This is a genomic window from Escherichia sp. S10b (assembly GCF_028421345.1).
Taxonomy (GTDB): Bacteria; Pseudomonadota; Gammaproteobacteria; order Enterobacterales; family Enterobacteriaceae; genus ECMA0423.
The window spans coordinates 120,523-135,207 of the sequence record NZ_JAHZSO010000159.1 but is presented as its reverse complement, the minus strand read 5'-3'; the positions used below and the strand labels follow the sequence as shown (position 1 = coordinate 135,207).

Annotated in this window: 13 protein-coding genes; 10 read left to right on the top strand and 3 right to left on the bottom strand. The window is 52.8% G+C overall.

The genetic code is table 11. The features are described 5' to 3' along the window. Positions 1 to 237: DUF6531 domain-containing protein (locus FTE26_RS11015; RefSeq protein ID WP_032311837.1), on the bottom strand; the 237-nt coding region annotated here is incomplete at its 3' end. A 242-nt stretch (positions 238 to 479) separates the two neighbouring features. Next, positions 480 to 686: a YbfA family protein gene (locus FTE26_RS11010; protein WP_000424924.1), complete on the bottom strand. Its 207-nt coding sequence runs from the start codon at positions 684 to 686 to the stop codon at positions 480 to 482. 312 nt (positions 687 to 998) lie between these two features. Between FTE26_RS11010 and kdpF the strand changes: the two genes are divergently transcribed. The 10 genes from kdpF (at position 999) to potE (ending at position 12,968) form a co-directional block, all read left to right on the top strand. Then, positions 999 to 1,088 (top strand): K(+)-transporting ATPase subunit F, encoded by a 90-nt coding sequence (gene kdpF, locus FTE26_RS11005; protein WP_001272653.1) that lies wholly within the window; start codon positions 999 to 1,001, stop codon positions 1,086 to 1,088. Next, the gene (gene kdpA / locus FTE26_RS11000) at positions 1,088 to 2,761 is read left to right on the top strand and encodes a potassium-transporting ATPase subunit KdpA (protein WP_000741139.1); all 1,674 of its coding nucleotides are present in this window, start codon (positions 1,088 to 1,090) and stop codon (positions 2,759 to 2,761) included. Before kdpF ends, kdpA begins: the two co-directional genes overlap by 1 nt. Before the next feature lie 22 nt (positions 2,762 to 2,783). Beyond that, entirely contained in the window at positions 2,784 to 4,832 is a 2,049-nt protein-coding gene (kdpB, locus tag FTE26_RS10995; RefSeq protein ID WP_000087970.1) for a potassium-transporting ATPase subunit KdpB, read from the top strand. Between the two features lie 8 nt (positions 4,833 to 4,840). Beyond that, the gene (gene kdpC, locus FTE26_RS10990) at positions 4,841 to 5,413 is read left to right on the top strand and encodes a K(+)-transporting ATPase subunit C (protein WP_001297248.1); all 573 of its coding nucleotides are present in this window, start codon (positions 4,841 to 4,843) and stop codon (positions 5,411 to 5,413) included. Continuing rightward, a complete protein-coding gene (gene kdpD / locus FTE26_RS10985) occupies positions 5,406 to 8,090 on the top strand; it encodes a two-component system sensor histidine kinase KdpD (protein ID WP_001297245.1) in 2,685 nt (894 codons plus the stop codon). Before kdpC ends, kdpD begins: the two co-directional genes overlap by 8 nt. Then, the gene (kdpE, locus tag FTE26_RS10980) at positions 8,087 to 8,764 is read left to right on the top strand and encodes a two-component system response regulator KdpE (RefSeq protein WP_000186103.1); all 678 of its coding nucleotides are present in this window, start codon (positions 8,087 to 8,089) and stop codon (positions 8,762 to 8,764) included. Before kdpD ends, kdpE begins: the two co-directional genes overlap by 4 nt. 161 nt (positions 8,765 to 8,925) lie before the next feature. Next, complete coding sequence (locus FTE26_RS20100) at positions 8,926 to 9,060, top strand: hypothetical protein (protein ID WP_001299172.1); 135 nt, start codon at positions 8,926 to 8,928, stop codon at positions 9,058 to 9,060. After that, a complete protein-coding gene (gene speFL / locus FTE26_RS10975) occupies positions 9,039 to 9,143 on the top strand; it encodes a leader peptide SpeFL (RefSeq protein WP_001312672.1) in 105 nt (34 codons plus the stop codon). Before FTE26_RS20100 ends, speFL begins: the two co-directional genes overlap by 22 nt. 310 nt (positions 9,144 to 9,453) lie before the next feature. Further along, entirely contained in the window at positions 9,454 to 11,652 is a 2,199-nt protein-coding gene (gene speF / locus FTE26_RS10970; protein ID WP_024198411.1) for an ornithine decarboxylase SpeF, read from the top strand. Further along, on the top strand, positions 11,649 to 12,968 hold the full coding sequence (potE, locus tag FTE26_RS10965) for a putrescine-ornithine antiporter (RefSeq protein ID WP_000075845.1): 1,320 nt from the start codon (positions 11,649 to 11,651) through the stop codon (positions 12,966 to 12,968). Before speF ends, potE begins: the two co-directional genes overlap by 4 nt. 55 nt (positions 12,969 to 13,023) lie before the next feature. Here potE and pgm read toward each other — a convergent pair whose 3' ends face one another. Next, positions 13,024 to 14,664, bottom strand: a complete 1,641-nt coding sequence (gene pgm / locus FTE26_RS10960) for a phosphoglucomutase (alpha-D-glucose-1,6-bisphosphate-dependent) (protein ID WP_001297249.1) — start codon at positions 14,662 to 14,664, stop codon at positions 13,024 to 13,026. Positions 14,665 to 14,685: the final 21 nt, after the last annotated feature.

Genomic DNA, 14,685 nt, shown 5'->3' with positions numbered 1-14,685 from the left:
GCTGTAGGTGCGGGAGAGGATGAACGGCAGCGGGGCGGGCAGGGCGATGTCGGTTTCACCGGGAAGGACCTTTGCACCGAGCAGGGGATTGACCGGATGGCCGGACGTCACTCCGCCGGGGCACACCGAACAGGCCACGCCGGTGGGGGCACCGATGCGCACCCCGGCTGAACCCTGGACAATGCTACCGCCATACTGCGTCATGTCGCCCTGACGCGCTGCCGGTTTTCCGCTCATCTGCTCATCCTTGTTTTATCGGGTTATTTGTCTGCTTCCAGGCAAAACCCTACAGATTTATAAGAAAGCCTTAAGTGAGATATCTGTCAGATAAGAACAATTAGGAAAATATTTATATATATTTCATGAATATATGTTTCGATTGGTATAACGATGTCTAAATATTCCTCTGAACATCTTCCTGATACAAAAAACCGCCAGCGTTTCCGCTGGCGGTTTTCAATGTATTCAAAACTCAGCAATCAATAAAAATCACCAGTTGCCTTTTCGGCCTGATCCATCCACACCGGTTTATCGCTGGTTTTCGACCAGACGCGATGCAGGTAGCTGTAAAAGCGGGCGCGGTCTTTCCAGAAAAGCATGAAAGGCAGCGCCAGAACGCCCGCTGCAACCGCATAAGTACGGCGTAAAAAGATAAGCCATGCAGGATATTCTCTGTAGAGTTCCATACTTTTCTCCCCCTTTTGTATCTACCCGGTGAATGGCACCGGAAAAATGAATTTGTTTATCTGATGAAAATAGTACCGCCTTTTGTGTAATTTTACTACTCATCCGACCACTTATTTTTGCTTATTGATGGTTTATTTACATTCATCCTGTAATTAAGTTACACAAAAGTTAAATTAATACTAAACATTAGTTAAATCATGGCTTTTGCCATTTTTATACTTTTTTTACACCCCGCCCGCAGATTTTTGCGAAATCTTTGCAGCCAGAATTCTACCCTTCCGGTATCACTTTTAGGCCACTGGAGGTGCACTGTGAGTGCAGGCGTGATAACCGGCGTATTGCTGGTGTTTTTATTACTGGGTTATCTGGTTTATGCCCTGATCAATGCGGAGGCGTTCTGATGGCTGCGCAAGGGTTCTTACTGATCGCCACGTTTTTACTGGTGTTAATGGTGCTGGCGCGTCCTTTAGGCAGCGGGCTGGCGCGGCTGATTAATGACATTCCTCTTCCCGGTACAACGGGCGTTGAGCGCGTACTTTTTCGCGCACTTGGCGTCTCTGACCGTGAGATGAACTGGAAGCAATATCTTTGTGCCATTCTCGGCCTGAACATGCTGGGGCTGGCGGTGCTGTTTTTTATGTTGCTCGGTCAGCACTATCTGCCGCTTAATCCACAGCAGTTGCCGGGGCTGTCGTGGGATCTGGCGCTGAATACCGCCGTCAGCTTTGTCACGAATACCAACTGGCAATCTTACAGCGGTGAAACCACGTTGAGCTATTTCAGCCAGATGGCTGGCTTAACGGTGCAAAACTTTCTTTCTGCCGCCAGCGGGATTGCGGTGATTTTTGCCCTCATCCGTGCGTTTACCCGCCAGAGCATGAGCACACTCGGGAATGCCTGGGTCGATCTGCTACGCATCACGTTATGGGTGCTCGTCCCTGTGGCGTTGTTGATCGCACTGTTTTTTATTCAACAAGGTGCGCTGCAAAACTTTCAGCCTTATCAGGCTGTGAATACCGTTGAAGGAGCGCAACAGCTGTTACCCATGGGGCCTGTAGCTTCTCAGGAAGCGATCAAGATGCTCGGTACTAACGGCGGTGGCTTCTTTAATGCCAACTCGTCGCATCCGTTTGAAAACCCAACCGCACTGACCAACTTCGTGCAGATGCTGGCGATCTTCTTGATCCCAACGGCGCTGTGCTTTGCCTTTAGTGAAGTGACGGGCGATCGCCGCCAGGGGCGCATGTTGCTGTGGGCGATGTCAGTGATTTTTGTCATCTGCGTAGGCGTGGTGATGTGGGCAGAAGTTCAGGGTAATCCTCATCTGCTGGCGCTCGGCGCAGACAGCAGCATCAATATGGAAGGTAAAGAGAGCCGTTTCGGCGTGCTGGTCAGTAGCCTGTTTGCGGTCGTGACTACGGCGGCTTCCTGTGGCGCGGTGATTGCGATGCATGATTCGTTTACCGCTCTCGGTGGCATGGTGCCGATGTGGCTGATGCAAATTGGTGAAGTGGTGTTCGGCGGTGTCGGTTCTGGTCTTTACGGCATGATGCTGTTTGTCCTGCTGGCGGTGTTTATTGCCGGGCTGATGATTGGTCGTACACCGGAATATCTGGGTAAAAAAATCGACGTACGCGAGATGAAACTGACTGCACTGGCGATTCTGGTTACCCCGACGCTGGTGCTGATGGGCGCGGCGCTGGCAATGATGACCGACGCCGGACGTAGCGCCATGCTCAACCCTGGCCCGCATGGTTTTAGCGAAGTGCTGTACGCCGTGTCATCCGCCGCTAACAACAACGGCAGCGCCTTTGCCGGATTAAGCGCCAACTCCCCGTTCTGGAACTGTTTACTGGCGTTCTGCATGTTTGTCGGTCGCTTCGGGGTGATTATCCCGGTGATGGCAATTGCCGGTTCGCTGGTGAGTAAAAAGAGCCAACCCGCCAGCTCCGGCACGCTGCCAACGCACGGCCCGCTGTTTGTTGGCCTGTTAATCGGCACCGTGTTGCTGGTTGGCGCACTGACCTTTATCCCTGCCCTGGCGCTTGGTCCGGTGGCGGAATATCTCTCCTGATGATATTGAGTGAGCACTGAATATGAGTCGTAAACAACTGGCGCTATTCGAACCAACACTTGTCGTTCAGGCGCTGAAAGAAGCGGTGAAAAAATTAAACCCGCAGGCGCAATGGCGCAATCCGGTGATGTTTATCGTCTGGATCGGCAGTCTGCTGACCACCTGTATTAGCATCGCGATGGCAAGCGGTGCGATGCCTGGCAATGCGCTGTTTAGCGCGGCAATTAGCGGCTGGCTGTGGGTCACCGTACTGTTCGCTAATTTCGCCGAGGCGCTGGCAGAAGGCCGCAGTAAAGCGCAGGCCAACAGTCTTAAAGGGGTGAAAAAAACTGCCTTTGCCCGCAAGCTGCGTGAGCCGAAATATGGCGCTGCGGCGGACAAAGTTCCTGCCGATCAACTGCGTAAAGGTGACATCGTGCTGGTAGAAGCTGGCGATATTATCCCCTGCGATGGTGAAGTCATTGAAGGCGGCGCATCGGTCGATGAAAGCGCCATCACCGGGGAATCGGCACCGGTGATCCGTGAATCCGGCGGCGATTTTGCCTCCGTCACCGGCGGCACGCGTATTCTTTCTGACTGGCTGGTGATTGAGTGTAGCGTTAACCCCGGTGAGACATTTCTGGATCGGATGATCGCGATGGTGGAAGGCGCACAGCGACGCAAAACACCGAACGAGATTGCCCTGACTATCCTGCTGATTGCTCTGACCATCGTCTTTTTACTGGCAACCGCCACGCTGTGGCCGTTTTCCGCGTGGGGCGGTAATGCCGTGAGTGTAACGGTACTGGTGGCGCTGCTGGTCTGTCTGATCCCAACCACTATTGGCGGCCTGTTGTCAGCGATCGGCGTCGCCGGGATGAGCCGGATGCTAGGCGCGAATGTGATTGCCACCAGCGGACGTGCAGTTGAAGCGGCAGGTGACGTTGACGTTCTGCTACTGGATAAAACCGGCACCATCACACTCGGTAACCGTCAGGCGTCGGAGTTTATCCCCGCGCAGGGCGTGGATGAAAAAACGCTGGCTGACGCCGCACAACTGGCTTCGCTGGCTGATGAAACGCCGGAAGGCCGCAGTATTGTGATCCTCGCCAAGCAGCGTTTTAACCTGCGCGAGCGCGATGTGCAGTCGCTCCATGCCACCTTTGTACCGTTTACTGCGCAAAGCCGGATGAGCGGGATCAACATCGACAACCGCATGATCCGTAAAGGTTCTGTCGATGCCATTCGTCGCCATGTTGAGGCTAACGGTGGTCACTTCCCTACCGATGTTGATCAAAAAGTCGATCAGGTTGCGCGTCAGGGAGCCACGCCGCTGGTGGTGGTGGAAGGTTCTCGTGTGCTGGGCGTTATTGCGCTGAAAGATATCGTCAAAGGCGGTATTAAAGAGCGCTTCGCGCAACTGCGCCAAATGGGCATTAAAACGGTGATGATTACCGGCGATAACCGTCTGACTGCCGCCGCCATTGCTGCGGAAGCGGGCGTCGATGATTTTCTCGCCGAAGCGACACCGGAGGCCAAGCTGGCATTGATTCGTCAGTATCAGGCGGAAGGCCGTTTGGTGGCGATGACCGGCGACGGCACCAACGATGCTCCGGCGCTGGCGCAGGCAGATGTCGCGGTGGCGATGAACTCCGGTACTCAGGCGGCGAAAGAAGCGGGCAATATGGTCGATCTCGACTCTAACCCGACCAAGTTGATCGAGGTGGTACATATTGGCAAACAGATGCTGATGACCCGTGGCTCGCTGACCACCTTCAGCATTGCCAACGATGTGGCGAAATACTTCGCCATTATTCCGGCGGCGTTCGCGGCAACGTATCCGCAGTTAAATGCGCTGAACATCATGCGCCTTCATTCGCCCGACTCCGCCATTCTCAGTGCGGTCATTTTCAACGCCTTGATTATCGTCTTTTTGATTCCTCTGGCGTTAAAAGGCGTGAGTTATAAACCGCTTACCGCTTCTGCCATGTTGCGCCGTAACTTATGGATTTACGGTCTGGGTGGGCTGCTGGTGCCGTTTATTGGTATCAAAGTCATTGATTTACTGCTGACCGTTTGCGGTCTGGTGTGAGGTTTACCATGCGTGGCTTACGTCCGGCATTATCGACATTTATCTTTCTGTTATTGATTACTGGCGGCGTTTACCCGCTGCTGACCACCGTGCTGGGGCAATGGTGGTTTCCCTGGCAGGCCAACGGTTCGTTGATTCGTGAAGGTGATACGGTGCGGGGTTCGGCATTAATCGGGCAGAATTTTACCGGCAACGGCTATTTTCAGGGTCGCCCGTCGGCAACGGCAGAAATGCCCTATAATCCACAGGCTTCTGGCGGGAGCAATCTGGCGGTCAGTAACCCTGAGCTGGATAAACAAATAGCCGCACGCGTTGCTGCATTACGGGCCGCTAACCCGGATGCCAGTACGAACGTTCCGGTTGAACTGGTGACGGCATCGGCAAGCGGGCTGGACAATAATATCACCCCGCAAGCGGCGGTCTGGCAAATCCCACGCGTGGCGAAAGCGCGTAATCTCAGCGTTGAACAGCTCACGCAACTGATCGCAAAATACAGCCAACAACCGCTGGTGAAATATATCGGCCAGCCGGTCGTCAACATTGTTGAACTCAATCTGGCGCTGGATAAACTTGATGAATAACGAACCCTTACGTCCCGACCCCGATCGTCTGCTGGAACAAACTGCCGCGCCGCATCGGGGGAAGCTGAAAGTTTTCTTCGGTGCCTGTGCAGGCGTCGGGAAGACCTGGGCGATGCTGGCAGAAGCCCAGCGACTGCGGGCGCAAGGGCTGGATATTGTGGTTGGCGTGGTAGAAACCCATGGGCGGAAAGATACCGCCGCCATGCTTGAAGGGCTGGCTGTTCTGCCGCCCAAACGCCAGGCGTACCGTGGGCGGCATATCAGCGAGTTTGATCTCGATGCCGCCCTCGCCCGCCGTCCGGCGCTGATCTTAATGGACGAACTGGCGCACAGTAATGCGCCAGGTTCTCGTCATCCTAAACGCTGGCAGGATATCGAAGAACTGCTGGAAGCTGGCATTGATGTTTTCACAACCGTCAACGTTCAGCATCTGGAAAGTCTGAATGATGTGGTCAGCGGCGTCACCGGAATTCAGGTACGGGAAACCGTGCCCGATCCTTTTTTCGATGCCGCCGACGACGTAGTGCTGGTGGACTTGCCCCCGGACGATCTGCGCCAGCGGCTGAAAGAAGGCAAAGTCTATATTGCCGGGCAGGCGGAGCGCGCCATTGAACATTTTTTCCGCAAAGGCAATCTGATCGCCCTGCGTGAACTGGCACTGCGCCGTACTGCCGATCGCGTAGATGAGCAAATGCGCGCCTGGCGGGGGCATCCTGGTGAAGAGAAAGTGTGGCACACGCGCGACGCGATCCTTTTATGCATCGGGCATAACACCGGCAGTGAGAAACTGGTCCGCGCGGCGGCGCGGTTGGCCTCGCGCCTTGGTAGCGTCTGGCACGCGGTGTATGTTGAAACCCCTGCCCTGCATCGCTTACCGGAAAAAAAACGTCGGGCAATTCTCAGCGCCTTACGTCTGGCGCAGGAGCTGGGCGCGGAGACGGCTACACTTTCTGATCCAGCGGAAGAAAAAGCAGTAGTGCGTTATGCCCGTGAACATAATCTCGGCAAGATTATTCTCGGTCGCCCGGCCTCGCGCCGCTGGTGGCGTCGGGAAACGTTTGCTGACCGACTGGCGCGCATCGCCCCCGATCTCGATCAGGTGCTGGTCGCGCTTGATGAACCACCCGCCCGCACGATTAACAACGCGCCGGATAGCCGCTCTTTTAAAGACAAGTGGCGGGTACAGATTCAGGGATGCGTGGTTGCCGCCGCGTTATGCGCCGTTATCACTTTAATTGCCATGCAGTGGCTGATGGCGTTTGATGCCGCCAACCTGGTGATGCTGTATCTGCTTGGCGTGGTGGTGGTGGCGCTATTTTATGGACGCTGGCCTTCGGTGGTTGCTACCGTCATTAATGTGGTGAGTTTCGATCTCTTTTTTATCGCCCCACGCGGCACGCTCGCTGTCTCTGATGTGCAATATCTGCTGACCTTCGCGGTGATGTTAACCGTCGGGCTGGTGATCGGGAACCTTACTGCGGGTGTGCGTTATCAGGCGCGGGTAGCCCGTTACCGCGAGCAACGCACACGGCACTTATATGAAATGTCGAAAGCTCTGGCGGTGGGCCGCAGTCCGCAGGACATCGCCGCCACCAGCGAACAATTTATTGCCTCCACGTTTCATGCCCGCAGTCAGGTGTTGTTGCCCGATGACAACGGTAAATTGCAGCCGTTAACACATCCGCAAGGAATGACGCCATGGGACGATGCCATCGCGCAGTGGAGTTTTGATAAAGGCCTGCCTGCGGGTGCGGGCACCGACACGTTACCCGGCGTGCCGTACCAGATTTTGCCGCTAAAAAGCGGCGAGAAAACCTACGGACTGGTGGTGGTGGAACCGGGGAATCTGCGTCAGTTGATGATCCCGGAGCAGCAGCGCCTGCTAGAGACGTTTACGCTGTTAGTCGCCAATGCGTTTGAGCGGCTGACGCTGACCGCCAGTGAAGAACAGGCGCGGATGGCAAGCGAACGTGAACAGATCCGCAACGCCCTGCTGGCGGCGCTTTCGCATGATTTACGCACGCCGCTTACGGTGCTGTTTGGTCAGGCAGAAATCTTAACGCTCGATCTGGCAAGCGAAGGATCGCCCCACGCCCGCCAGGCCAGCGAGATTCGTCAGCATGTGCTGAACACTACCCGACTGGTGAATAATCTACTGGATATGGCGCGAATTCAGTCCGGCGGCTTTAATTTGAAGAAAGAGTGGTTAACGCTGGAAGAAGTAGTCGGCAGCGCGCTGCAAATGCTGGAACCGGGTTTATCGTCGCCCATCAATCTTTCTCTGCCAGAACCGCTGACCTTAATCCACGTTGACGGGCCACTCTTTGAACGGGTGCTGATTAATCTGCTGGAGAACGCGGTGAAATATGCGGGTGCGCAGGCCGAAATTGGTATCGATGCCCACGTTGAGGGCGAAAATCTACAACTGGATGTCTGGGATAACGGCCCCGGTCTTCCGCCAGGCCAGGAGCAGACGATATTTGATAAGTTTGCTCGCGGGAATAAAGAGTCGGCAGTACCGGGGGTAGGGCTTGGACTGGCAATTTGTCGGGCGATAGTGGATGTACACGGGGGCACTATTACCGCGTTCAACCGACCGGAAGGTGGTGCCTGTTTTCGTGTTACACTTCCCCAGCAAACCGCTCCTGAACTTGAAGACTTTCATGAGGATATGTGACAAACGTTCTGATTGTTGAAGATGAACAGGCTATTCGTCGCTTTCTGCGCACGGCGCTGGAGGGCGACGGGATGCGCGTCTATGAGGCCGAAACGCTGCAACGCGGCTTGCTGGAAGCGGCTACCCGTAAGCCAGATTTGATTATTCTCGATCTCGGCCTGCCCGATGGTGATGGGATTGAGTTTATCCGCGACCTGCGCCAGTGGAGCGCGGTGCCGGTGATTGTGCTTTCCGCACGCAGCGAAGAGAGCGACAAAATCGCCGCGCTGGATGCCGGAGCGGATGATTATCTGAGTAAGCCGTTTGGCATTGGCGAATTGCAGGCCCGTCTGCGCGTCGCTTTACGCCGCCACTCCGCCACCGCCGCGCCCGATCCGCTGGTGAAATTTTCCGATGTTACCGTCGATTTAGCCGCCCGCGTGATTCACCGGGGTGAGGAAGAGGTGCATCTCACGCCGATTGAGTTCCGCCTGCTGGCGGTGCTGCTGAATAATGCCGGGAAAGTGCTCACCCAGCGCCAGTTACTCAATCAGGTGTGGGGGCCAAACGCGGTCGAACACAGTCACTATTTGCGTATTTATATGGGACATCTGCGACAAAAACTGGAACAGGATCCCGCTCGCCCCCGCCATTTCATTACTGAAACCGGTATTGGGTATCGGTTTATGCCATGAATGTTTATTCAATAAATGCGCTTAAATAATTATTAATTTATTATTAAACCTGCCAAAAATATTATTATTTGGCAGGTTTAATTTCTTAACGCAAATATAAAACACAAAATTACAACATTTAAATAACAAAACAGCATCTAATATGGCGCTATTCATAATTAATGATTTATTATTTGGGGTATGATCGTTTTTTGTTGATCTTCTTCACAGATTATAGCCATTTCATGGATAGAATAACTCTACCTTCAACTGACACAGCAAGAGGTAAAGGTAAATGGAAAATAATAACCGCTTAATGCCTCATATAAGGCGGACAACCCATATCATGAAGTTTGCCCATCGTAATAGTTTTGACTTTCATTTCTTTAATGCCCGCTAGTCTTCTGACTAAAGGGCACCCCAACGTACAGGTCTCCCTGACTTTAAGCATTACAGGTTAATACCTGTATTCCTCGGTGCTCATATACTGCTAACCCTTTTAAACTCTAAATAATTCGAGTCGCAGCACTTGCAACTTGAGGTATGACGAGTATAGCCAGTTACCGGGCTGGTCTGGGTTATTGCATCTGCAAAAAGCAAACTACTGATTTATTTATCAGCGGTGGAGCTTTGCTTTTTTTCCGGCGTGATCGATTTCTCCTTTGAGAAATTGAGGACCTGCTATTACCTGAAATAAAGAGATGAACAAAATGTCAGAATTAAAAATTGCCGTTAGTCGTTCTTGCCTGGATTGTTTTTCCACTCATCGTGCATGCGTGAATATAGACGAAAGTAATTATATTGACGTTGCCGCCATTATTTTATCAGTCAGTGATGTTGAACGTGGAAAACTCGATGAAATAGACGCTACTGGCTATGACATTCCTGTTTTTATTGCAACGGAAAATGAAGAACGTGTACCCGCAGAATATCTGCCACGTATTTCTGGTGTCTTCGAACATTGCGAATCACGTAAAGAGTTTTATGGACGTCAGTTAGAAACCGCTGCCAGCCATTATGAAACGCAACTGCGCCCGCCCTTCTTCCGCGCACTGGTCGATTATGTTAATCAGGGCAATAGTGCTTTTGACTGCCCTGGTCATCAGGGGGGTGAGTTTTTCCGTCGCCATCCGGCAGGCAATCAGTTCGTGGAATACTTTGGCGAAATGCTCTTCCGCTCTGACTTGTGTAATGCTGACGTAGCAATGGGCGATCTGCTGATTCATGAAGGTGCGCCATGTATTGCACAACAGCATGCGGCTAAAGTCTTTAATGCCGATAAAACCTATTTCGTTTTAAACGGTACTTCATCTTCTAATAAAGTGGTCTTAAACGCATTGCTGACGCCGGGCGATCTGGTGTTGTTTGACCGCAATAACCATAAATCTAACCACCACGGTGCGTTGCTACAGGCTGGCGCGACACCGGTTTATCTGGAAACCGCACGTAACCCGTATGGTTTTATCGGTGGTATTGACGCTCACTGTTTTGAAGAAAGTTACCTGCGTGAGCTGATTACAGAAGTTGCACCGCAGCGGGCAAAAGAGGCTCGTCCTTTCCGCCTCGCCGTTATTCAGCTAGGCACTTACGACGGTACGATTTATAACGCCCGTCAGGTGGTGGATAAAATTGGTCATCTGTGTGACTACATTCTGTTTGACTCCGCATGGGTTGGCTATGAGCAATTTATCCCGATGATGGCTGACTGTTCGCCGCTGTTGCTGGATCTTAATGAGAACGATCCGGGTATTCTGGTTACGCAATCCGTACATAAACAGCAGGCTGGTTTTTCTCAAACTTCACAAATCCATAAAAAAGACAGCCACATCAAAGGGCAACAGCGTTATGTACCGCACAAACGCATGAACAACGCCTTTATGATGCACGCCTCCACCAGCCCGTTCTATCCGCTGTTTGCCGCACTGGACATCAACGCCAAAATGCATGAAGGTGTCAGCGGTCGTAATATGTGGATGGATTGTGTGGTAAATGGCATTAATGCCCGCAAACTGATCCTCGATAACTGTCAGCATATTCGTCCGTTCGTACCTGAACTGGTGGATGGTAAACCCTGGCAGTCGTATGAAACAGCGCAAATTGCGGTTGATCTGCGCTTCTTCCAGTTTGTACCAGGGGAACACTGGCATTCTTTTGAAGGCTATGCAGAGAATCAATACTTTGTCGATCCTTGCAAACTGTTGCTGACAACCCCAGGTATTGATGCACGTAACGGCGAATATGAAGCGTTCGGTGTACCCGCGACGATTCTTGCTAACTTCCTGCGCGAAAATGGCGTAGTGCCGGAAAAATGCGATCTTAACTCCATCCTCTTCCTGCTGACTCCGGCAGAAGATATGGCCAAGCTTCAGCAACTTGTTGCCCTGCTGGTACGCTTCGAAAAACTGCTTGAGTCCGACGCGCCATTAGCAGAAGTGCTGCCTTCCATCTACAAACAGCATGAAGAGCGCTACGCCGGTTATACCCTGCGTCAGTTGTGTCAAGAAATGCATGATTTGTATGCCCGTCACAACGTGAAACAACTGCAAAAAGAGATGTTCCGTAAGGAACACTTCCCACGCGTAAGCATGAATCCGCAAGAAGCCAACTACGCCTATTTACGCGGTGAAGTGGAGCTGGTTCGTCTGCCGGATGCAGAAGGCCGTATCGCTGCCGAAGGTGCGCTTCCTTATCCTCCGGGTGTGCTGTGCGTTGTTCCGGGTGAAATCTGGGGTGGTGCTGTTCTGCGTTACTTCAGCGCTCTGGAAGAAGGGATCAACCTGTTGCCAGGTTTTGCACCGGAGCTTCAGGGTGTCTATATCGAAGAACATGATGGTCGTAAGCAAGTTTGGTGCTATGTCATCAAGCCTCGTGATGCGCAAAGTACCCTGTTGAAAGGGGAAAAATTATGAGTCAGGCTAAATCGAACAAAATGGGCGTCGTTCAGTTAACCATACTGACGATGGTCAACATGATGGGCTCCGGTATCATCATGCTGCCGACAAAGCTTGCCGAAGTTGGGACAATTTCAATTATCTCCTGGCTGGTGACAGCCGTAGGCTCAATGGCACTGGCATGGGCATTCGCAAAATGCGGTATGTTCAGCCGTAAATCAGGTGGTATGGGCGGTTATGCCGAGTATGCTTTCGGTAAGTCCGGCAATTTTATGGCGAACTACACCTACGGTGTCTCGCTGCTGATTGCTAACGTCGCGATTGCTATTTCGGCGGTTGGTTACGGCACCGAACTGCTCGGCGCGAGTTTGTCGCCAGTGCAGATTGGTCTTGCGACCATCGGAGTGCTGTGGATTTGTACCGTGGCTAACTTTGGTGGTGCGCGCATTACCGGGCAAATCAGTAGCATTACTGTGTGGGGGGTCATTATTCCGGTGGTAGGCCTGTGCATTATCGGCTGGTTCTGGTTTAGCCCGACGCTTTACGTTGATTCCTGGAATCCGCATCATGCACCGTTCTTCAGTGCAGTAGGTTCTTCCATCGCTATGACGCTGTGGGCTTTTCTCGGTCTGGAGTCTGCGTGTGCGAATACTGATGTAGTGGAAAACCCGGAACGTAATGTGCCAATCGCGGTACTCGGCGGTACGTTAGGTGCGGCGGTGATTTATATCGTCTCCACCAACGTGATTGCAGGGATTGTGCCTAATATGGAGCTGGCAAATTCAACGGCACCATTTGGCCTGGCCTTCGCACAGATGTTCACACCAGAAGTGGGTAAAGTCATTATGGCGCTGATGGTGATGTCCTGCTGCGGTTCGCTGCTTGGCTGGCAGTTCACCATTGCCCAGGTGTTTAAATCTTCATCTGATGAAGGCTACTTCCCTAAAATTTTCTCCCGTGTAACCAAAGTGGATGCACCGGTGCAGGGAATGTTGACCATTGTGATTATCCAGAGCGGGTTGGCGCTGATGACGATTAGCCCGTCGCTAAACAGTCAGTTCAACGTGCTGGTTAACCTGGCCGTGGTGACCAATATCATTCCGTATATTCTGTCAATGGCGGCATTAGTCATTATTCAGAAGGTCGCTAATGTGCCCCCCTCAAAAGCGAAAGTTGCAAACTTTGTTGCTTTTGTTGGCGCGATGTATAGCTTTTATGCGCTGTACTCATCCGGGGAAGAAGCCATGCTGTACGGTTCCATCGTGACCTTCCTTGGTTGGACACTGTATGGTCTGGTATCACCACGCTTTGAACTGAAAAATAAACACGGTTAAAAAAGCAAAGTAAAAAAGGGCGATCTTGCGACCGCCCTTTTTTTATTAAATGTGTTTACGCGTTTTTCAGAACTTCGCTAACAATCTCAACCGCTTCTTTCTCAATCTGCTTGCGATGTTCTTCACCGAGGAAGCTTTCGCAGTAGATCTTATATGCGTCTTCCGTGCCTGACGGACGCGCGGCGAACCAGCCGTTGTCGGTCATCACTTTCAGACCGCCGATAGAAGCACCATTGCCCGGTGCCGCCGTCAGGCGCGCGGTGATCGGGTCGCCTGCAAGGGTGCTGGCGCTCACCATTTCCGGAGACAGCTTAGACAGCGCCGCTTTTTGTGCGGAAGTCGCGGCTGCCTGCAAACGGTTGTAGCTCGGCGCACCAAAGCGTTTTGCCAGTTCGTTGTAGTGTTCCTGCGGGTTCTTACCGGTGACAGCGGTGATTTCCGCCGCCAGCAGACACATAATGATGCCGTCTTTGTCGGTGGACCACGGCGTGCCGTCGAAACGCAGGAAGGAAGCCCCTGCGCTCTCTTCGCCGCCAAAGCCGAAGCTGCCGTCGAACAGACCATCAACAAACCATTTGAAACCTACCGGGACTTCTACCAGCTTACGGCCCAAGTCATTGACCACACGGTCGATCATCGCAGAAGAAACCAGCGTTTTACCGACAGCAACATCTTTGCCCCACTGCGGACGATGCTGGAACAGGTAGTTGATCGCCACCGCCAGGTAGTGGTTCGGATTCATCAAACCTGCCGGAGTGACGATACCGTGACGGTCATAATCCGGGTCGTTAGCAAACGCCAGATCGAACTTATCACGCAGTGCCAGCAGGCCCGCCATCGCACACTCGGAGGAGCAGTCCATACGGATCGCGCCGTCTTTATCAAGGTGCATAAAGCGGAAGGTTTGATCGACCTGATCGTTAACGATGGTCAGGTTGAGGTTGTAATACTCGCCAATACGCTTCCAGTATTCGATACCGGAACCGCCCAGCGGATCAACGCCAAGCGTCAGGCCCGCTTTCTGAATCGCCGCCATATCAACGATATCGGCCAGACCTTCCACAAACGGCTGCACCAGATCCTGCTCTTTCACATGACCGGATGCCATCGCTTCGTCGAGGGAGATACGCTTCACGCCTTTCAGGCCATCGGCCAGCAGTGCGTTGGCCCTGTCTTCCACCACTTTGGTGACGTTGGTATCAGCCGGGCCACCATTTGGCGGATTGTACTTGATACCACCATCTTCCGGCGGGTTATGGGACGGTGTAATCACGATACCGTCTGCCAGCGGGCCACCTTTTTTATTGTGAACCAGGATGGCATTGGAAACGGCAGGCGTTGGAGTGAAGCCATTGTTTTCCTGCACAATGACATCAACGCCGTTCGCTGCCAGCACTTCCAGTACGGAAATGAACGCAGGCTCGGACAGGGCGTGAGTATCTTTACCCACATAGCAAGGGCCAGTGATGCCGTTTTTCGCACGTTCTTCAGCAATTGCCTGAGCGATCGCCAGAATGTGCGGCTCGTTAAAGCTGTGGCGCGCTGCACTGCCACGGTGACCGGAAGTACCGAATTTCACCGCGTGCTCCGCATTCCCTGCTTCTGGTTTCAGTACATAATATTGCGCCGTCAGTTGGGCGACGTTAATCAAATCACTCTGTTGTGCAGGTTGGCCTGCACGATTGTGGATTGCCATTGCTTTGTCCTTTGTCTGCAA

Bases quoted from the DNA above. Each gene is read 5' to 3' on its own strand.
- FTE26_RS11010 (WP_000424924.1), bottom strand. From the start codon at position 686: ATGGAACTCTACAGAGAATATCCTGCATGGCTTATCTTTTTACGCCGT.
- kdpA (WP_000741139.1), top strand. From the start codon at position 1,088: ATGGCTGCGCAAGGGTTCTTACTGATCGCCACGTTTTTACTGGTGTTA.
- kdpB (WP_000087970.1), top strand. From the start codon at position 2,784: ATGAGTCGTAAACAACTGGCGCTATTCGAACCAACACTTGTCGTTCAG.
- kdpC (WP_001297248.1), top strand. From the start codon at position 4,841: ATGCGTGGCTTACGTCCGGCATTATCGACATTTATCTTTCTGTTATTG.
- kdpD (WP_001297245.1), top strand. From the start codon at position 5,406: ATGAATAACGAACCCTTACGTCCCGACCCCGATCGTCTGCTGGAACAA.
- FTE26_RS20100 (WP_001299172.1), top strand. From the start codon at position 8,926: ATGATTTATTATTTGGGGTATGATCGTTTTTTGTTGATCTTCTTCACA.
- speFL (WP_001312672.1), top strand. From the start codon at position 9,039: ATGGAAAATAATAACCGCTTAATGCCTCATATAAGGCGGACAACCCAT.
- speF (WP_024198411.1), top strand. From the start codon at position 9,454: ATGTCAGAATTAAAAATTGCCGTTAGTCGTTCTTGCCTGGATTGTTTT.
- potE (WP_000075845.1), top strand. From the start codon at position 11,649: ATGAGTCAGGCTAAATCGAACAAAATGGGCGTCGTTCAGTTAACCATA.
- pgm (WP_001297249.1), bottom strand. From the start codon at position 14,664: ATGGCAATCCACAATCGTGCAGGCCAACCTGCACAACAGAGTGATTTG.